Annotated in this window: 14 protein-coding genes; 9 read left to right on the forward strand and 5 right to left on the reverse strand. The window is 69.1% G+C overall.

What is annotated here, in order from left to right; genetic code table 11:
- From A9X04_RS06000 to A9X04_RS06010, 3 genes are all read right to left on the reverse strand, one after another.
- Nucleotides 1-1,060, reverse strand: a 1,060-nt coding sequence (locus A9X04_RS06000) for a polyketide synthase (RefSeq protein WP_067918739.1), incomplete at its 3' end; no start/stop codon positions are given.
- A complete protein-coding gene (locus A9X04_RS06005; RefSeq protein ID WP_067918674.1) occupies nt 1,053-1,817 on the reverse strand; it encodes a thioesterase II family protein in 765 nt (254 codons plus the stop codon). The genes A9X04_RS06005 and A9X04_RS06000, both read right to left, overlap by 8 nt.
- The gene (locus A9X04_RS06010; protein ID WP_067918676.1) at nt 1,814-5,317 is read right to left on the reverse strand and encodes a non-ribosomal peptide synthetase; all 3,504 of its coding nucleotides are present in this window, start codon (nt 5,315-5,317) and stop codon (nt 1,814-1,816) included. Before A9X04_RS06010 ends, A9X04_RS06005 begins: the two co-directional genes overlap by 4 nt.
- A 97-nt stretch (nt 5,318-5,414) precedes the next feature.
- On the opposite strand from A9X04_RS06010, the gene A9X04_RS06015 reads away from it, so the two are divergent.
- On the forward strand, nt 5,415-7,076 hold the full coding sequence (locus A9X04_RS06015; RefSeq protein WP_067918678.1) for a (2,3-dihydroxybenzoyl)adenylate synthase: 1,662 nt from the start codon (nt 5,415-5,417) through the stop codon (nt 7,074-7,076).
- 11 nt (nt 7,077-7,087) lie between these two features.
- Here A9X04_RS06015 and A9X04_RS06020 read toward each other — a convergent pair whose 3' ends face one another.
- Nucleotides 7,088-7,705, reverse strand: coding sequence for a TetR/AcrR family transcriptional regulator (locus tag A9X04_RS06020; RefSeq protein ID WP_067918680.1), 618 nt, complete (start codon nt 7,703-7,705; stop codon nt 7,088-7,090).
- A gap of 80 nt (nt 7,706-7,785) precedes the next feature.
- Nucleotides 7,786-8,532, reverse strand: a complete 747-nt coding sequence (locus A9X04_RS06025) for a maleylpyruvate isomerase family mycothiol-dependent enzyme (RefSeq protein ID WP_082974831.1) — start codon at nt 8,530-8,532, stop codon at nt 7,786-7,788.
- 970 nt (nt 8,533-9,502) lie between these two features.
- On the opposite strand from A9X04_RS06025, the gene A9X04_RS06030 reads away from it, so the two are divergent.
- The 8 genes from A9X04_RS06030 to A9X04_RS06065 all read left to right on the forward strand — a co-directional run bounded on the left by A9X04_RS06030 (nt 9,503) and on the right by A9X04_RS06065 (nt 19,393).
- A complete protein-coding gene (locus tag A9X04_RS06030; protein ID WP_067918682.1) occupies nt 9,503-10,897 on the forward strand; it encodes a condensation domain-containing protein in 1,395 nt (464 codons plus the stop codon).
- An 88-nt stretch (nt 10,898-10,985) separates the two neighbouring features.
- Nucleotides 10,986-12,323: a hypothetical protein gene (locus A9X04_RS06035; RefSeq protein ID WP_067918685.1), complete on the forward strand. Its 1,338-nt coding sequence runs from the start codon at nt 10,986-10,988 to the stop codon at nt 12,321-12,323.
- 14 nt (nt 12,324-12,337) lie between these two features.
- Complete coding sequence (locus tag A9X04_RS06040) at nt 12,338-13,573, forward strand: hypothetical protein (protein ID WP_369828922.1); 1,236 nt, start codon at nt 12,338-12,340, stop codon at nt 13,571-13,573.
- A 113-nt stretch (nt 13,574-13,686) separates the two neighbouring features.
- Nucleotides 13,687-14,931 carry an HNH endonuclease signature motif containing protein gene (locus A9X04_RS06045; protein ID WP_067918688.1) on the forward strand — a complete coding sequence of 415 codons (1,245 nt, stop codon included), beginning with the start codon at nt 13,687-13,689 and terminating at the stop codon, nt 14,929-14,931.
- Nucleotides 14,932-15,089: 158 nt separating this feature from the next.
- On the forward strand, nt 15,090-16,100 hold the full coding sequence (locus A9X04_RS06050) for an alpha/beta hydrolase (RefSeq protein ID WP_082974833.1): 1,011 nt from the start codon (nt 15,090-15,092) through the stop codon (nt 16,098-16,100).
- Nucleotides 16,101-16,103: 3 nt separating this feature from the next.
- Nucleotides 16,104-16,952: an SDR family oxidoreductase gene (locus A9X04_RS06055; protein ID WP_067918689.1), complete on the forward strand. Its 849-nt coding sequence runs from the start codon at nt 16,104-16,106 to the stop codon at nt 16,950-16,952.
- A gap of 27 nt (nt 16,953-16,979) precedes the next feature.
- The gene (locus tag A9X04_RS06060; RefSeq protein ID WP_067918690.1) at nt 16,980-17,900 is read left to right on the forward strand and encodes a reductase; all 921 of its coding nucleotides are present in this window, start codon (nt 16,980-16,982) and stop codon (nt 17,898-17,900) included.
- A gap of 2 nt (nt 17,901-17,902) precedes the next feature.
- Nucleotides 17,903-19,393, forward strand: a complete 1,491-nt coding sequence (locus A9X04_RS06065) for a flavin-containing monooxygenase (protein WP_369828923.1) — start codon at nt 17,903-17,905, stop codon at nt 19,391-19,393.

Raw genomic sequence — 19,393 nt, forward strand, 5'->3', positions numbered from 1 at the left:
CGTTGGATTTCACCGAACCGAGCAGGGCGCCGCCGCCGGGCGCCGTGTCGCCGTAGGTGTGTGCCAGCGACCGCAACTCGGTGCGGTCACCGAGGCGGGTGCCCGTGCCGTGGCCCTCGACCATCCCGACGTCTCCGGGCCCGATCCCGGCCTGCGCCATGGCGCGCCGGAACAGGCGGACCTGGGCGTCCCCGCTGGGGGCGCTCAGTCCGGCGCTGCGACCGTCCTGGTTGACGGCGGTGGCGCGCACCTCGGCGACGACCGGGCGACCGGCGCGCAGCGCGGCCGATTTGCGTTGCAGCACAAACATCGCCGCCCCTTCGGCCCACACAGTCCCGCTGGCCTGTGCGCTGTACGGCCGGCAGTGGCCGTCGTCGGAGAGGGCGTGCTGTTTGGAGAACTCGACGAAGAACCCGGGCGAGCCCAGCACGTTGACCCCACCCGCCAGCGCCAGATCGCAGTCACCGTTCTGGATCGAACGCACGGCGAGGTGGAACGCCGCCAGCGCGGACGCGCACGAGGAGTCCACCGTCAGCGCCGGGCCGGCCAGCCCCAGCGTGTACGCGACCCGGCCGCTGATCACGCTCAGGGCCGTCCCGGCGAGCAGGTGGCCGCTGTGCCGGGAGAAGCTGGACATCTGCGGGCCGTATCCGGTAGCCGAGGCGCCGACGAAGCACCCCACATCGTGCCCGGCCAGGTCGTCGGGGTTGATGCCGCTGTTTTCCAGCGCGCGCCAGGACACCCGGAGCACGACGCGTTGCTGGGGGTCCATGGCGACGGCCTCCCGCGGGGAGATGCCGAAGAACTCGGGGTCGAACATCGTTGCGCCGGAGAGGAATCCACCGCGATCGTGGATCTCCTTGAAACCGCCGCGCCGCGAACCGGCGAGCAGCTCGCGCACCCGCCAGCCCCGATCGGCGGGGAACGGCCCCAGCGCCTCACGCCCGTGTGACAACAGTTCCCAATACTTGTCGGCGCTGTCGATGCCGCCCGGCGCTTCGAGCGCCATGCCGACGATCGCCACCGGATCGGACGCCCCGTCGAACCCGTTGTCACCCATCGGCATTCACCCGCTGCGCAACCGCATCGAGGTGGTCGTTGAGATAGAAGTGCCCGCCGTCGTAGAGGAACATCTCGAAGGCGCCCGCGGTGTGGTCCTGCCACAGCCGCAAGGCGACCGGATCGACGCGGTGGTCGTCGCGCGCCCCCAGTACCGAGATGTCGGCACCGATGCGGACGCCGGGGGCGCATCGGTAGCGGTTGACCGCTTGGTAGTCGGCCCGCACCGCGGTGGTCAGCAGCTCGGCGAACTCCTCGTCGGCGAGCAGCTCGGGGTCGGTGCCGCCGAGATCGGCGATGTCGGCTAGCAATCCGTCGTCGGTGGTGGGGAGTTCGGGCATGGCGGCAACCGCGGACGGCGCCGGCCCGGCCGAGACCCACAGGCGCTGCACCGCCGTGTCGCGGGATTCGGCGACCCTGGCGAACTCGAAAGCGACGACCGCACCCATGCTGTGGCCGAACAACCGCAGCGGCGCGACCCGGCTCCACGGTCCGCCGTCGAACAGGTCCTGGGCGAGGTCGTGCACGGTGTCGGGGGCCGGATGGTCCAGCCGGTCCGCGCGCTGCGGGTACTGGACGATGTACGTGTCGCCGCCCGCGGCCAGCTCGGACGCCAGCGCCCGGTAGCCCGCCGCGGCCGCGCCGGCGTGCGGAAACACGACGGTCGCGCCGGGCCGCCGGCCCCCATTCCTGCCCGGCACCCGCTTGATCCAGGATGCGAATTCGGTGGGCATGCTCACCACGTGGTTGAAGGTCATTGCGGCGTACCGGATTTCCCGCCGTGGTGGGCAGCCGACAGCACCGCTTCGGCGTCCATCTGGATGACCTCGAGATACAGCTCGGCCACCTGATCGAGCCGCTCGCCACCGCGCTCACGAGCGGCAAGCAGATCGGCGAGCGCCGCGACTGTCCGGGTGGCGAACACGTCCGCGACCATCACATTCGGGGTGTCGAGCCACGTGCGGATGCGGCCCACGGCCTGGGTGGCCAGCACCGAATCGCCACCGAGGGCGAAGAAGTCGTCGTCACGACCGACCCGCTCGGCGCCGAGCAGCTCGCCGAGGAGCGCGGCGAGCGCGGATTCCAGGGGCGTCGACGGGGCCCGGTAGCCGGGCTGCCCGGACAGCGAAACCGCCACTCCCAGGTCGCGTGCGACGGCGCGACGATCGATCTTGCCGGCGTCGGTGAACGGGATGCGCTCGACCAGCGCGACGTGGCGCGGAACCATGTGCGCGGGAACGAGTTCGCCCATCAGCTCCCGAATCCGCTCGGCGGTCAGCTCGGCGCTCTCCCTGCGGACGGCGGCGGCCAGCACCTCGGAGCCACCGGATCCGGGCAGCACCGCGGCGACCGCTATCGCGACGCCCGGCAGCCGGCGCAGCGCGGCCTCGATCTCGCCGAGTTCGACGCGGTACCCGGCGATCTTGACCCGGTGGTCGGCCCGGCCGACGAACTCCAGCGTGCCGTCGGGCCAGTAGCGGGCGAGGTCGCCGGTGCGGTACCAGGTCCGGCCGGCGTGCTCGACGAAGCGCTCGGCGGTCAGCTCCGGACGTCCGCGATAGCCCCGGGCGATGCCGCGACCGGACACCCAGAGTTCGCCCGCGACCCAGTCGGGGCAGTCGTCGCCCGCGTCGTCGACGACGCGGCAGGCGTTGTTCGCCAGCGGGACGCCATAAGGCAGGGCGGTCCAGTCCGTCGGCAGTTCGTCGGGATCATCGACCTCGAAAATGGTGTTGTGCACCGGGGTTTCGGTCGCTCCGCCCAGGCCGGCGAAGCGGAGGTTCGGCGCCTCGGCTTTCAGGCGGCGCGCCACCTCGGGGCGCACCCAGTCCCCGCCGGTGGGAATCACCCGCACCGAGGAGAGCCTTCCGCGGCCGACCTCGAGCAGCATCTCCAGCCAGCCCGGCATGAAGTGCAAGACGGTCACCCGGTGGGCGTCGATGAGCCGGGCCCAGGCGTCGGGGTCGCGGCGCTGGGCCTCGTCGACCATGACGATCGACCCGCCGGTCCGCAAGGTGACGAAGACGTCCATCACCGAGATGTCACCTTCGAGCGTGGAGAGGGCCAGGCAGCGGTCCGCGGGGCCGATGTCGAAGTGGCGGGCGATGAACTCCACGGTGTTCATCGCGGCGTCGTGGGTCACCTCGACACCTTTGGGCTCGCCGGTCGAGCCGGAGGTGAACAACACGTAGGCGAGCTCGGCGGGATCGACCCTCGCCGGGCGCATCTCGGCGGAGGCGGTTGCGCCGCGCAGGACGCCGGCGAGGATCAACTCGGGCACGGGCAGTTCCAGCCGCTGCCCGCCGCACACCAGGGCCAGGCGCACGCCGCCGGTCCGCAGGATGCGTTCCGCGCGATCGCGCGGCTGGTCGACGCCGATCGGCAGGTAAGCCGCGCCGATGCTCAGGATGCCCAGCAGCGCGGGCACCTGCTCCGCGGTTTTCGGGCCCACCACCGCGACCGTGTCGCCGGCGCCCACGCCGGCCGCGTGCAGCGCGGCGGCCACCGCGAGCGCCCGGTCGCGCAGCTGGCCGTAGCTGAGGTCACCGGAGTCGGCGAACACCGCGGGCGCGTCGGGCCGCCGCTCGGCTTGCCGAAAGAACCCGTCGTGCAACGCTTCTCCGCTGGGGCGGGCGGTGCGGCCGTTGACGGCCTCCCGCACCACGCGCTGCGCGGCCGGCAGCGGCGCCGGCCCGGGTGTGTCCCAGTCGTCGTCGGCGCGGGCCAGCCCGAGCAGTTCGTCGATGTGGTAGGCGAACATGGCGTCGATGACACCGGGGGCGAAGATGCCCTCGCGGACATCCCAATTCACCAGCACGCCGCCGTCGAACTCGGTGACCTGAGCGTCGAGCAGCACCTGCGGACCCTGGGAGATGAGCCACGCGGGCGTGCCGAATTGCGCCGTGACCTCGCGGCTGAACAGCGCGCCGAGTCCCAGGGCGCTGGTGAACACCACCGGTGCCAGCACCTGGGTGCCGCGGTGCCGGCTGAGGTCCCGCAGCACCGACAGCCCGGGATAGGCGCAGTGTGCGGCGGCGGTCCGCATCGCGTCCTGCACCGCCTCCGCCCGCGCCGCCGGCGTGCGGGTTCCGGTGAGGTCGACATCGAGCAGCAGCGAGGAGGTGAAGTCGCCGACCAGCGAGTCGACGTCGGGATGCAGGGGTTGGCGGCCGAACAGCGGCACGTTCAGCAGGAAGCGTGAAGTGGTCGACCAGCGCGCGAGCGCGTTGGCGAACGACGCGGCCAGCGTCATGGCCGGGGTGATCCCGCGGGCCTGCGCGCGGGCGAACAGTGCGTCGCGGGTGTCGGGGTCCAGCCAGTGCCAGAGCCGGGCGCTCCTGCGCGAGCTGCGGTCGCCGGTGGTGGGGAGCGCCGGCGGGTCCGGTAGACCCGGGATGCGCCGTGCCCACCACTCGCGGGCGGCACCGCGTGCCGGCTGGGGCCGCGCCTCGTCCGCCTCGATCGCCTGCCGGTATTGCCGGTAGGTGTAGTCCAGCGCGGGCAGTTCGTGCCCGAGGTAGAGGGCGGCCAGGTCGGTCATCAGGGTGCGATAGCTCATCGCATCGGCGGCCTGCATGTCCAGGTCGACGTGCAGGCGCGAACGCTCGCCGGGCAGCCGCGTCAGTGCGAGCTCGAACACGGCGTCATCGAGCTGCTGGTGCGATTTGGTGTCGCGGATGGCGGCCAGCCGCTGATCGATGTGGTCGCGGTCCAGGTGGCGGAAGTCTTCGACGGCGACCGGGAAGTCGTCGCCGGCCGCGGTTTCGGCGATGCGCTGGGTGCCGTCGGGCAGGAACCGCACCCGCAGCATCGGATGGCGCCGGGCCAGGGCCGCGGCGGCCGCGCGCAGCCGCTCGGGATCGATGGGACCGCCGTCGAATTCGACGTAAAGGTGTCCCGCCACACCGCCCAGCTGCTGACCGTCCTGGCGGCCGACCCACATCGCGTGCTGCATCGGCGCCAGGGGGAAGGGATCGCCGGCCGCACCCGCCGGCGTTTCGGCGGGCGGCGGATCGGCGGACCCGTCCCGGCCGGTGAGCAGGTCGGCCCAGGCCTCGAGCGTCGGGGCGGCGGAGAGCGTGGCGAAGTCGACCGGGATGCCCCGACGTCGCCAGCGGCCCGCCAACGTCATGATCCGGATCGAGTCCAGGCCCTGACCGATGAGGTTGGCGTCCGGCTGCAGACCGTCGGCATCGACGCCGAGCAGTTCGGCAACCTCCGCCCGGACGTCTTCCGAGCGCACCGAGGCACGCACCACGAACCCTCCCTGAATTAGCACAGGCTGCCCTAAGTTGTGGTTACCCTATCCTTACTCCCGGATCGCCGCTACTACGCCCCCCATGCCTGAGGACCTCATGACCGCGAACACAGGGCAGCCCCCGGCCGGGGCCCTCGACGGGTTCGTGCCGTTCCCCGCCGAGCGGGCCGCCGCCTACCGGGCGGCCGGCTACTGGGCGGGGCGCACACTGGACACCATCCTGAGCGACGCGGCGCGCCGGTGGCCCGGCCGCACGGCCGTGCTCGATGCCGTGGGCGGCGTGGGCTTGACGTATGCGCAGCTCGACGAGCGTGCCGACCGTGCCGCGGCGGGACTGCGCGGTGCGGGCATCGCGCCGGGCGACCGGGTGCTGCTGCAGCTGCCGAACGGGTGCCAGTTCGCGGTGGCGCTGTTCGGGTTGTTGCGGGCGGGCGCCATCCCGGTGCTGTGCCTGCCCGGACACCGGGCGGCGGAACTGGGGCATTTCGCCGCCGTCAGCCAGCCCACGGCGTTGGTGATCGCGGGCGCCGCAACCGGTTTCGACTACCGCGCCATGGCGCGCGAGCTCGTCGCGGACCACCCCGGGCTCGAGCACGTCATCGTCGACGGCGACCCGGGCCCGTTCACCTCGTGGGCGCAACTCTGCGCGCAGGACACCACCCTGCCCCCCACACCGTCGCGCGACCCGGAATCGCCTGCGCTGCTGCTGGTTTCGGGTGGCACCACTGGCACACCCAAGCTCATCCCCCGCACCCACGAGGATTACCTGTTCAACGCGACCGCCAGCGCCCAGGTCTGCCGGCTCACCGCCGACGACGTGTACCTGGTGATGCTCGCGGCGGGGCACAACTTCCCGTTGGCCTGCCCCGGGCTGCTCGGCGCCATGACGGTGGGCGCCACCACCGTGTTCGGCACCGACCCCAGCCCGGAGGCCGCCTTCGCCGCCATCGAGCGTCACGGCGTCACGGTCACCGCGCTGGTGCCGGCCCTGGCCAAACTGTGGGCGCAGGCCCGCGAGTGGGAGCCGGTGACGCCGAAGTCCCTGCGGCTCTTGCAGGTTGGCGGCGCGAGGCTGGAGCCCGACGACGCCCGCCTGATCCGCACCACCCTGACGCCGGGGCTGCAGCAGGTCTTCGGGATGGCGGAGGGGCTACTCAATTACACCCGGCCGGACGATCCGCCCGAGCTCGTCGACCACACCCAGGGGCGCCCATTGTGCGCGGCGGACGAATTGCGGGTGGTCGGCGCCGACGGTGAACCGATCGAGCCGGGCGAGGAAGGCGAGCTGCTGGTGCGCGGCCCGTACACGATGAACGGCTACTACCGGGCCGCGCGCGACAACGAGCGCTGCTTCGATCCCGACGGCTTCTTCCGCAGCGGTGACCTGGTCCGGCTTCGACAGGACGGCTATCTGACGGTCACCGGGCGGGTCAAGGACGTGATCTGCCGCGGCGGTGAAACCATCTCCGCGGCCGACCTCGAGGAGCAGATGCTGCGCCACCCGTCGATCTTCGCGGCGGCCGCAGTGCCGCTACCCGATCCTTACCTCGGCGAAAAGATCTGCGCGGCGGTCGTTTTCACCGGCCCGCCGGTGACGTTGGCCGAGTTGAACGCGCACCTCGACCGGCGCGGCGTGGCCACACACGCCCGGCCCGATGTGTTGTTACCGATGGCCGCGCTACCGACCACGCCGATCGGCAAGGTGGACAAGAAGGCCATCACCAGGCGGCTTTCGGTGCAAGCACCCTCGTCGAGCTGAGCCGACCCGCGTCAGCCGGTGTCCTTAACGCGCAACGCATTGAGGAGCCGATCCATCACGGCGCCGGCATCAGCGCGCGCCTGGCGCTGATCGTCCGCGCGGGCGATGTAGAGCGTCGCCTCGCGCAACGCACCCATGACGGTGAGCGCCGTCGCCTCGACGGGTTGCGGCGGGATGCTGCCGGATTCGATGGCGTCGGTCAGCAGCGCCGTCACGAAGCCGATGTTGTATCGGTGCCCGATGTCGCTCCAGCGTTCCCATCCCAACACCGCCAGCGCCTCCAGCAACACGATGCGCTGAACCTCGGGTTCGGCGCACGCGTCCAACCACAGGCCCGCGCACAGCCGCATGATCTCGACCGGATCGGAGTGCCCCGCCGCCGCGACGGCCTCCCCCATCCGGGCGGCCATCTCGCCCTCTACCTGCTCGAACACCGCCGCGAAGAGCTCAGTCTTGTCGGCGAAGTGGTGGTACAACGCGCCGCGCGTCACTCCCGCGTCGCGCACGATCGTCTCCAGCGATACCTCCGCGAACCCCCGCTCGGCGAACAGGGGCCGGGCGGCGCTGACCAGCGCGCCACGCGTGTCGGCGGCGCGCTCGGCCTGCGTGCGGCGACCGTCTTGCGCCATGCCACCCTCACTTTCACACGTAGGTATGCATTGTCATACACACCGCATGAAGGTTGCGGGACGGCCTGGCGCGGCGTCGTTCAGAACACCCTGAACCGGCGGACGATGTCCAGGGCCGACGGGTCGCCCTCGGCCCGAACGCCAAGTCCCTCCCAGGTGCCGCGCTGGGTCACCCACCGCACGAACGCCTGTGAATCCGACACGATCCGCGCGGCGGGCTCCCCCTGGGCGCCCAGGTGCAGCGTCCGGGCGCACATTCCGTCGAGGCGGATCTCGAGACCGCCGCGCAAACAGTCCAGCAGTTCGGTGTTCTGCTGCGGCAGCGCAGCCTCGATCCAGTCCAGCGTCGGGGCGAGCCGGAGCTCGTCGACGGGCGGGGGATCCGACCGCAACGGGCCATCGGGCGCGAACAGGTCGTACCGAAGGTGGACGAAGGACTCGAAGACAAAAGTCGTGGGCACGACCGAGGCCGGATACGTTCCGACATCGCCGATCGGTATGTCGATGTCTTGGCCCTCGACCGCGGCCAGCACGTCCAGGCCGCGTGCGCTGACCGACTCGTAGTCGGCCAGCACCTCGGCGGGGGTCATGGAGCGACGCGAGTCGACGTAAAGATCCGCCGCGCGTTCGGCGGGCAGCCCACCGGGATCGGGCAGCTTTGACGGGTCGACCGCCAACCAGTAGCTACACGCCATGTGCGACACCAGGTCTTGGACGGACCAGCCGGGACATCCGCTGTCGGCGGCCCACGTCGACCCGGGCAGGCGGGAGCACACGTCCAGGACGGTCGCGCGCTCCTCCGCGATGGCTTCAAGCGTGGTACTCATCAATTTCCTCCCTCATACATACCGTATGTATCAACATACACACTGTATGCATGAAGTCAACAGCGTGAGCGCTGCCGACGCCCGCCAAGTTCCGTGTTCGATGCGTTTGAAGCGGTTCGTGGCGGCGCTAGCCGCCGCACTTCCACCACATCGTCAATCGACTTGCTGCGCTGACGTTTTCACTCATGACGAAAGTTGTTGCCCGCGGCCGACACTGGTGTCCTCGCAGTAATGGTGCGCATCTTCGCGCCGGCGTCCGATGCCCCAATCGGGGCGATGCCAATTCGCGCATTCAACCGGCCGTGGCCCAGACCGCAGCGAAATCTTGGGGATGACCCCTTGGCGCTCTGAGCGCGACGATCTGAAACGATGCGCTATCCGCAGCAAAAATGTTGCCGCACAATGGGATGGCCGCCCATATCCGATGACGGCGACCGCTTCGGATAGTGGCTTGACTTAAACGCAAAGTGCGCATAACGGATACGCGCGGTCGCTCCCCTTATTGCCCCAGAACGCTCGGGCCGTTTGCTCGACAAGCGCAAGAAGTGTTCGGCTGGTACTATTCCGCCGTGGCCGTACCTGGGATATGGTGACCGAGGCCCGTTTTGCAGGAATGACAGAGCCAGGAATGGCTTCGTCAAGATAGCGCCGGCTATCGGGGAAGACATCGACGGATTGGGTCGAGACGTCGATGTAAAGGCTTGGTAGAGCACTGTTTTGGAGTTAACCGCGCGCGAATTCAGCGCGTTCGCGTTGTGGTTACCTTGCACGGCACAGACGATGGCAATGGGGTGGATTGCTCAGAAATCCTCTGAGATTGCCGGGTTCAAGGGGGCCCACTATGGTTGCGCCAGCATGCGGGAGCAGCGGCTCTAACCGCAGCGAGGACAACGTCGTTCAGCAACTTTCAAGCAGTCGGGTCAAGTCCGTTCGGAATTGACGCCGCTAACCGACGAAGGAAAGGTAGCGCATGTTCCTGGGCACGGTGGACGACTGGACGGCCGAGGGCACCGTCGTGTCCTGGTATCCCACCGCGGACACGTACGCGCGCGCCACCGAAGCGCAATATCATCCCGCCCCGGTCAGTTACCAGCAGTCGCAGCATCTTCGGTATTACCGGCGGCAGGTCAGCCTCGGTCGTGACATCCCGCGGTTGTGCATCGGTGCCTGGGAGATCAGCGGCGTCTGCGATATCGATGCGATGACGCAGGCGCTGAACAGCCATGTGCGGCGCCACGACGCCTACCACGACTGGTTCGCCCTCCGCGGCAAGGACGACGAGATCCTCCGCTACGTGATTGCCGACCCGGAGAGCATCGCCCTGGCGCCAACGGTTCTCGGAGAAATGGCTCCGCTCGGGATCCGCAAGCTGATCCTGGACACGCCCGATCCGCTGCAATGGGATTGCTTCAGCTTCGGAATCATCCAGGGCGAGGACCGTTTCACGATCTTCATTGCCGTCGACCACTTACGCGCCGACGGCATGTCAGCCGGTGTGATCTTCCTGGACATCCAGACGGCGTACTTCACCGCGCTGCAGCAGGGCCACGTCGCGCTGCCACCGGCACCCAGTCACCGCGAATACAGCGCAAAGCAACGTGCCCACACCGCCGCCCTCGATGAGGATTCGCCCGAAATCCGGCGCTGGCGAGCCTTTCTCGCCGCGAACAACGGTGCGCTGCCGAAGTTCCCGCTCGAACTCGGCGAGGCCTCCGCGGACACGCCTGGTGCCATCGACGTGTTCAACCTGATCGATGGCGACCAGGGCCGGCGTTTCGAGGCGACGTGCCGCGCCGCGGGAGCCCGGTTCAGCGGTGGCGTGTTCGCCTGCGCCGCACTCGCCGAACATCGATTGACCGGCGCGGCCACGTACTTCGGGCTCACTCCCTTCGACAACCGGCGAGATCCCGCCCACGCCACCGCGGTGGGTTGGTTGGCCAGCTTCGTCCCGCTGGCGATCCCGACGGCGGGTGCCTCCTTCGCCGAGGTGGTCAGCGCCGCCCAGGTATCGTTCGACGCGAACACGTCACTCGGCGCCGTCCCCTATTACCACTTGCTGGAGAGGGCGGACGGATCGTGGGGGCCTCTCGAGGTTCCGGACCGGCCCGTCCCGATGCTGTCCTACATCGACATCCGCAAGCTCCCGTTCGGTGACTACTTCGACGGCCTGCGTGCGGGGATCTGGGGTGACAACCGGCTATCGGAGACGGTGTGCATGTGGGTCAACCGCATGCACGACGGAACGCAGTTGGTGGCCGCTTACCCGGGCACCGAGGTCGCCCGCGGGTCCGTCCTGCGCTACGTCGAGACGATGCGTGCCGAGTTCACGCGCGTAGCGGACGCCGGGCTGCACGTCGACGCCTGATGCAGTTCTCTTCTCGTGCGGAGGGTCTCGGTATCAATGAGGCCGCGGCAATCGCGTGCCGAGCGCGAGCGGTCGAAGCGGGGCGCCGGTGACGAGGCTGGCGTTTCTGGACCAGGCCGCCTTATTGCGGCTGCGGGCCACCGGTCAAGGCAGCACGGTGCAGTGCACGTGGCTGTACGACCGCGACGTGCACCTCGACGCGTTGCGGGGCTTCAACGAGGATCTGGGCGCCGGCCTTCTCGGCCGGCGGATCGAGCGTTCGCCGCTGCCGTTCGGGCGTCATCGCTGGGTGCTGGATAACCGCGCACCCGACATCGCACTGGAACCACGGCAACCGCGGTCGCAGGTCGGCGCGTGGGTCGAAAGACGCGCGCAGGTGCCCGTCGATCCCGAGGACGGTCCGGTGTTCCATCTGGGCGTCCTGCCGTTGGATGGCGGCGGTGCGGCGGTCACCTTGGTGGCATCACACTGCGTTGTCGACGGGCTCGGGCTCATCACGGCGGTCACCGAAGCGGTCAAGGGTGAACGACGCAATTTCGGCTATCCCCAGCCACATTCACGGGCCCGGCTGCGCGCCGTGTGCGAGGATCTGATCGACGCCGTTCGCGGCCTGCCGGCGGCCATTCGCGCACTGATGGTGACGCTGGCCATCACGCTCAAGGCTCCGGCCGGCCCCCGTGGGGCGCATCAGCCCGGGCCGCCCTCCCCTATGGGCGATGACCAGACGGCGCTGCCATCGGTGACTGTGCAAACCGACGCCGCGGCATGGGAAGCGCGGGCGCGCAGTCTCCAGGGCAGCAGCAACACGCTCTTCATCGCGTTCGCGGCTCGCCTGGCTCACCGCATGGGCAGGGTGCTCGCCGACGGGAACTCGGCGACGGTCGTGCTTCCGGTCAGCGATCGCACCGCCGCCGACGACCGCGCCAACGCACTGACCTCGATCACCCTCACCGTCGACGGAGCCGCGGTGACCAACGACTTGGGTTGCGTGCGTGCAGAGGTCAAGCGGCTGCTGACGTCGCTGCAACACCAGCCCAACGAGATGCTCGCCGCGTTGCCCCTCGTCCCGTACACGCCGCGCCGGCTGGTCCGGCACGCCGAAGGCATCGCGATGTCGACCGGCCGGCTCCCGGTCGGCTGCTCCAACCTCGGGAGCCTCGACGCCGCGGTCGGGCGCATCGACGGTGAGGATGCCGACGAGGTCTGTATCCGGCTGGCCGAGCAGGGCGTCACCCGCGGCCGCCTCGAACAGATGCAGGGCCAATTGTTCTGCACCACAGGCACAATCAACGGCAGCCGGTTTCTCAATGTGATCGCGTGCCGGGCCGACGCCGACAACACCGCGGCACAGACCCGCGATCTGGCGTTGAGTGCACTGGCAGATCTGCAGCTGTCCGCCACCACGGTCTATGCGGGGCGGATTTGACGGCGGAGCCGAAGGTGACGGCGCCCGAACACGCACGTCGCCTCAGGTATGTGGGTATCGGTGCCGGCATCGCGGCCTGGGCGGCGGTGATGCTGTGGTTCGCGATCAAGATCGTTCCGCTCGACGTGTACTGGATGTCGTACTACGCCGCCGATTACACGCACGGCTTCGTGCGGCGCGGGCTCGCGGGTGAACTGGTGCACTCGGTGCCGGGCCACTACTTCGCGGCCACGCTGAGCCTGCGGTGGTTGTCGACGGCGGTCTACCTGTGCGCGCTGGCGACGGTCGCGGGCGTGATCCTCGTCGGTCGCCCTCGGTCGGGGCGCAGGCTGACGGTGGCGATGCTGATCCCGTTGTTGCCCTTCGGTGTCCCGTTTGCGGCCTATTCGGCCCGGCCGGACCTGTTCGGTGGGGCGGCCCTGGCGCTTTTCTCCTGCGCGCTGGTGGTCGCGCGTTCCCGCGCCGTCGCAACGGCGTGGTGCGTGGCCTACGGCGCGGCGATCGCGGCGTTGACGCTCGTGCACGAGGCGGTAGGGCTGCAGTTCGCGTTGGGGTCCGTGCTGGCGGTCCTGGTCCTCGGAAGCGCGCTGAAGAACAGTTGGGGGCTTGGCGCGCTGCTCGCGGTGGTGCCGGGCGTCGTCGCGACGGCCGCCGTGGCGGCGTTCGGTCGCCACGACGTCGCCGCGCAACTGTGCGCGTCGGTTCCCCACCGCCTGGTGCCCAACCCGTTCGCCACCGTGACGTCGCCGACCACGTTGCTGCGCTACGTCATTGACGGGCGAACGAGGCAGACCGACTATCACGACTGGGTGTGCCGCAACGTGATGCCGAATTACGACAACGGGATCGGCGATGCCATCCGGACCGTCGGCCACATCGGGATAGTCGGCCTGACGATGTCCCTCCTGTTCGGTGCGGCCGCCGTCGTGGCGACGATGTGGGGACTGGGCAACGCCTCGGGTGTGCCACTGGATGCGTTCGTCGAGGCGCTGCGCGGGCGGATGGCGTGGGTCATCGCCGCCCTGCTGTTGGTGAGCCCGGTTTTCCTGACCGGCTACGACTGGACCCGCTGGCTGACGGTCGTGGCGCTGGATGTCGGCGTGGTGTTCATCCTCTTCGCGGCGCGCCGGCCGGAGATGGACCAGGAGCCCTCCCCAAAAGCGTTGCGGCGGTTCGCCGTTCTCGCCATCGCGCTCGCGTTGATCCCGATCGGCACGGTTCCCGGCTTCGGCGGACCCCGGATGATCTAGCCGGTACACGGATGTGGCCTCGCTGGCGGAAAGGCTCGTCGGGCATAACCGGACCGGCGGGCAGGGAGGCTGGGTAGCCGGGAGTTGTCGGTGGTCGCTGCGATGATGTGGTTATGTCTTTGACCGCCTCGCCTCCCGTGGAGGTGAATCCTGCCGAGCGCCTGGATGGGTTGTTCGAGGAGTTGGCGGAGTTGGCGGGTCAGCGTAATGCGATTGATGGGCGGATCGTGGAGATCGTCGCCGAGTTGGATCGCGACGAGCTGTGCGGTGTCACGGGCGCGCGCTCGGTGGCGGCGTTGGTGGCCTGGAAGCTGGGCTTGTCGTCGGCGAATGCCCACACGATCAGCACCGTGGCACACCGGCTACAGGAGTTTCCGCGCTGCGCCCAGGGCCTGCGGGAGGGCCGGCTGTCGCTGGACCAGGTCGGGGTCATCGCTGCGCGTGCCGGTGAGGGATCCGATGAGCATTACGCCGAGTTGGCGCGGGTCGCCACGGTCAACCAGCTGCGCACCGCGGTCAAGCTGGAACCGCGACCCGAACCTCAGACTCGGCCGCAACCGCAGCCGGCGATCACCAAGACCGCCGATGAGGAGTTCACCTGCTGGCGCATCAAACTCGCCCACCTGGACGCGGCGAAGTTCGACGCCGCCTTGGCCTCTCATCGTGATGCGCTGATCGCCGAGTGGAAACACGACCGCGACAACGGCGAGGTCGCAGCAGAGCTCGCGCCGCCGGTGCCGGGCACGCTCGAGGCGTTCATGCGCCTGGTCGAAGCCGGGTGGGATGCCGAGGCGGCCCGCCGGCCGCACGGGCAGCACACCACGGTGGTGGTGCATCTCGACGTCGAGCAGCCCGCCGCCGCGCTGCATCTGGGTCCGCTGCTCATCGAGGATGACCGCCGCTACCTGACCTGTGATGCCACCTGCGAGGTGTGGTTCGAACGTGCCGGCGAGGTCATCGGCGCCGGCCGAACGACGCGCACGATCAGCCGGCGGCTGCGCCGGGCGCTGGAGCATCGCCACCGCATGTGCGCGGTGCCCGGCTGCGGCGCCACCCGCGGCCTGCACGCCCACCACCTCCGGCACTGGGAAGACGGCGGCCCCACCGAACTGGCCAACCTGGTACTGGTCTGCCCCTATCACCACCGACTGCACCACCGCGGCCTGATCACCCTCACCGGACCCGCCGCCGACCTCACCGTCACCGACAGCCGCGGCAAACCACTTAGCCCAGCATCACTCGCGCGCCCACCCACCCTCGCCCCACCCGACGTCGCACCATGCCCCGGACCCACCGGCGAACGCGCCGACTGGTGGTGGTACGAACCCTTCCAACCACAACCACCACCACTCAACTAAGCGGGTTGCCCCGGCCTCATCCGAGCCGAAACACGCTTAATAGCAACCACTTTCGTTTGCCCCCGGCAGCCAAAGCCGGCTGCACGTCGCCGGACTCCGCGGACGGCTCCAAAAAGCTGCCATTGACCAATGTCACCATTTGGTGTTGACTGCGTGGCATGGCGGACGGTGTTCCGGCTCGCGGGTCATTGCGGTCCCGCGGTGCGGCAGCGGTGAGTACATACACCCTGCGGCCCGTCACCGGCCTGCTCCCGCCCGAGCGGGCATGGGGCTTGTGGCTGTCGCGGCGGATCATCGCCGGGATCATGGGGACCTTCGGTCCTCCGCTGGCCGGCACCCGCGTCGAACACGTCGACGCCATGCTGCCCGACGGCCGCCGCGTCAAAGGCGAATGGGTTTACGGACCGCGAACGCCGACGAGCGGGACCCCGCGATCGTCAACCAGCGCGGGCACAATCTACTACGTCCACGGCAGCGGTTACGCCGTGTGCTCGCCAAAGACGCACCGGCGCTTGACATCCTGGCTCTCATCCCTGACCGGCTTGCCGGTGTTCTGCATCGACTACCGACTGGCACCCCGCCACCGCTTCCCCGCCGCCGCCGAGGACGTCCGGGCCGGGTGGGACTGGCTGATGCAAGCCCGCGACATATCGCCGAAACGCACAGTGATCGCCGGAGATTCGGCTGGCGGTCACCTGGCCGTCGACATGTTGCTGCAACCGGAGATCACGGCCGATCACCCCGCCGCGCTCGCGCTGTTCTCCCCGCTCTACGACATCACCTTCGCGCTCTGCCTCGCGCGTGAACGCCTTCACCGCGATCCGGCGATCCGGGCCGCCGACGCGGCCCGCCTGGTCGCCATGTATCACACCGGCCTCGATCCCGCTCACCAACGTCTGACACTCAATGTGGCCGGCGGGCCGCCACTTCCGCCGACGTTGATCCAGGCCGGCGGCGCGGAGATGCTCCAGGACGACGCGCGTCAGCTCGCCGCCGACATCCGAACCGCTGGCGGTCGGTGCGAACTTCAGATCTGGCCACACCAGGTGCACGTCTTTCAAGCGCTGCCGCGCCTGACACCCGAAGCCGCCAAGGCCGTGACCTACGTTGCGCGGTTCATCGCCCACGCGTTGCAGGACGCGCGGGCGCTCGCCGAGGAGGTGCACTGAGCGATGTTGGACAGGCTGCTGGGCAGGGCCAAGACCAGCCGGGGCGCCTCGGCGGTGGTGACCGGTGCCGGAAGCGGCATCGGTGCGGCGTTCGCCGTCGAGCTGGCGCGCCGTGGCGGCGCGGTCGTGTGCAGCGACATCGACGAAGCCGCCGCCCAACAAACGGTCGACGCGATCACCGAACGGGGCGCCAGGGCCACCGCCGTCCGTTGCGACGTCTCGAAATTCGAGGACGTCCAGGCGCTGGCCGAGCGGTCGCAGGCGTGGTTTTCGGGGCCGCCGACGCTGGTGATCAACAACGCCGGTGTCGGCGCCCGCGGCGCGGCCATCGGCGATGCGCCACTGGACGATTGGGTGTGGACGCTGGGCATCAACTTGTGGGGTCCGATCCACGGCTGCCACGTGTTCACCCCGATCCTGCGCGAGGCCGCCCGGTCGCACGCCCCCCGCGGCATCATCAACGTGGCGTCCGCGGCGGCGTTCGGCGCGGCCCCCGGAATGGCCGCCTACAACGTCAGCAAGGCCGGCGTGCTGTCACTGTCGGAGACCCTGGCCGCCGAACTGGCCGGCACCGCGGTACGGGTCACCGTGCTGTGCCCGACCTTCGTGAAGACCAACATCATCGAGTCCGGCCGCATCAGCGAGGAGTCCAGCGAGCTGGCCCACCGATTGATGCGCTGGACCGGATTCTCGCCGGACAAGGTCGCGCGGATCTGTCTGGACGCGCATGACCGCGGCGACCTGTACTGCATGCCGCAACTGGACGCCAAGATCGGCTGGAGCATCAAACGCATGGCCCCGCAGGCCTATACGCGTGCGGCCGGCCTGATCTCCCGCATCAACCTGCCCTGATTCCGTCAACGAAAAGGAGCTCCCCCCATGGCGATCGACATGGAAGCCATGCTCGCCAAGATCAAGGATCGGCAGTGGGCGCTCGCCGACATCGACTGGGACGCGCCCGGTGCGGAGACCATTCGGCCCGAATTCCGCCCCAAGCTGAAGGCCTTCATGGCCGACCTGTGCTGGATCGAGAACGTGGGCGCCCGCGGGTTCGCCGCGCTGGCCAAGAAGGCGCCCGACCCGACGCTCGCGGAGATCTACCGCTACTTCCACGCCGAGGAGCAGCGCCACGCCAACGCCGAGATGGCGCTGATGAAGCGCTGGGGGATGCTTGACGACGGCGAGCTGCCCGAGCCGAACATCAACATCCGGCTGTCCATCGAGTGGCTCGACGCGTTCGCCGACAGCATGCCGCTGTCCGTGCTGGGCACCGTCATTCCGATGCTCGAGGTGGCCCTCGACGGTGCGCTGTTGAAGTTTCTGCTGGACACCGTGGAAGACCCGGTATGCCACCAGGTGTTCGAGAAGATCAACAACGACGAATCCCGGCACATCGCGGTCGATTTCGAGGTGCTCGACCTCATCGGACACGCCAAGGCGCGCCGACTGGCCATCGAACTCATCGGCCGCGCGGCGTCCCCGGGCCTCATCATCGGCATGCTCATGTACGTTCCGCTGCTCAAACGCATCTACGGCGAGATGGCCGAGATGGGACTCGAGCCCGAGCGGCTGAACAACGCGGTGAAGCGGTTCAAACAACTCGGCGAGCGCGGGGAACACACCTGGCGTGTTCCCACCTACCAGCTGCTCAAGCGGCACGCCGCGATGGTCGTCAACCCGCAGCATCCCTATCAGCTCCTGGCCGATTCGATGGTCTGGCTGTCGGACCGATACCCCAAGACGCTGCTGAGGCCCGTGCCCAGCTGGTTCAAGGAACTCACCTACAAACCGGCGGCCTGACCATGACAACCGACCGCGCCCACGCGGTGCTCATCATCGGGGCCGGCTTCACCGGCCTGGGAGCGGCCATTCGACTGGCCGACGCCGGGGTCGACGACGTCGTGATCCTGGAGCGCGGCGACCGGGTCGGCGGAACCTGGCGCGACACAACCTATCCCGGTGCCAGCTGTGACGTTCCCTCGCTGCTGTATTCGTATTCGTTCGTCAGGAACCCGGCCTGGTCGCGCACCTACTCCCCGGCCCCGGAGATCTGCCGGCACCTCGAGGACATGGCGACCAGATTCGACATCCGCCGCCGCATCCGGTTCGGCCACGAGGTCAGCCATCTGACCTTCGACGAGGGTGCCGGGATCTGGACCGCAACCACCAAGGGCGGCAAGCGGTTCCGCGCGCGCACCGTGGTGCTGGCCTCCGGTCCGCTGTCGGACGCGAGCTTCCCCGCCATTCGCGGCCTGGACAGTTATCGCGGACACAAGATGCACAGCGCGCGCTGGGACCACGGCTACGATTTCGCGGGCAAACGCGTCGCCGTCATCGGCACCGGTGCCAGCGCGATCCAGATCATCCCCGAACTGGTGAAGCAGGCCGGGTTCGTCAAGGTCTTCCAGCGCACGCCGTGCTGGGTCTTGCCGCGCCTCGACGCCGCCACCCCGCCGGCCGTGCAAGCCCTGTTCGCCAAAGTCCCTGCGGCCCAGCTACTTGCGCGTCAGGCCTTGTTCTGGGGCCACGAGGCCAGCGCGACTGCTCTGGTGTGGGACACGCCGCTGACCTCGCTGGCCGCGCGGCTCGGGCGGGCGCACCTGCGGGCGCAGGTGAAGGACCCGTGGCTGCGGCGCCAGCTGACGCCGGACTTCCGCCCGGGGTGCAAGCGCATGCTGGTCTCCAGCGACTATTACCCCGCCCTGCAGCGCGACAACTGCAAGCTCATCGACTGGCCGATCGCCACGATGAGCCCGGCCGGTATCCGCACCAGTGACGGTATCGAGCATCACGTCGACTGCGTCGTGTTCGCCACCGGCTACGACGTCCATCTGACCGGACCCCCCTTCGCGATCACCGGGCTCGGCGGCCGGTCCCTGGCCGACGAATGGGCCGGCGGCGCACAGGCTTACAAGAGCATCAACGTGCACGGATATCCCAACCTGTTCGTCATGACCGGACCCAACTCCGGGCCGGGCCACAACTCGCTGCTGGTCTACATCGAGGGTCAGCTGGAGTACGCGGTGCGTGGCGTCACCGCCGTTCTCGACAACGACCTGCGCTATCTCGATGTGCGAGAAGGCGCCCAGCGCCGCCACAACGACAACATCCAGCGACGCCTCACCAAGACGACGTGGATGTCCGGCTGCCGCAGTTGGTACCTCACCAAGGACGGATACAACGGCTCGATGTACCCGGGTTTCGCGACGCAGTATCTTCGCCAGATGAGGGATTTCCGCTACCAGGATTACCAAGCGGTGGCGCGGCGCGCGCCTGCCGTCTCGCCGGGCTGA

It is taken from the genome of Mycobacterium sp. E3247 (assembly GCF_001667785.1).
In the GTDB taxonomy this organism is placed as follows: Bacteria; Actinomycetota; Actinomycetes; order Mycobacteriales; family Mycobacteriaceae; genus Mycobacterium.

Coding starts and splice junctions, on each gene's coding strand:
- A9X04_RS06025 (WP_082974831.1), bottom strand. CDS start 8,532: ATGAGTACCACGCTTGAAGCCATCGCGGAGGAGCGCGCGACCGTCCTG.
- A9X04_RS06020 (WP_067918680.1), bottom strand. CDS start 7,705: ATGGCGCAAGACGGTCGCCGCACGCAGGCCGAGCGCGCCGCCGACACG.
- A9X04_RS06055 (WP_067918689.1), top strand. CDS start 16,104: ATGTTGGACAGGCTGCTGGGCAGGGCCAAGACCAGCCGGGGCGCCTCG.
- A9X04_RS06045 (WP_067918688.1), top strand. CDS start 13,687: ATGTCTTTGACCGCCTCGCCTCCCGTGGAGGTGAATCCTGCCGAGCGC.
- A9X04_RS06030 (WP_067918682.1), top strand. CDS start 9,503: ATGTTCCTGGGCACGGTGGACGACTGGACGGCCGAGGGCACCGTCGTG.
- A9X04_RS06015 (WP_067918678.1), top strand. CDS start 5,415: ATGACCGCGAACACAGGGCAGCCCCCGGCCGGGGCCCTCGACGGGTTC.
- A9X04_RS06065 (WP_369828923.1), top strand. CDS start 17,903: ATGACAACCGACCGCGCCCACGCGGTGCTCATCATCGGGGCCGGCTTC.
- A9X04_RS06005 (WP_067918674.1), bottom strand. CDS start 1,817: ATGACCTTCAACCACGTGGTGAGCATGCCCACCGAATTCGCATCCTGG.
- A9X04_RS06050 (WP_082974833.1), top strand. CDS start 15,090: ATGGCGGACGGTGTTCCGGCTCGCGGGTCATTGCGGTCCCGCGGTGCG.
- A9X04_RS06060 (WP_067918690.1), top strand. CDS start 16,980: ATGGCGATCGACATGGAAGCCATGCTCGCCAAGATCAAGGATCGGCAG.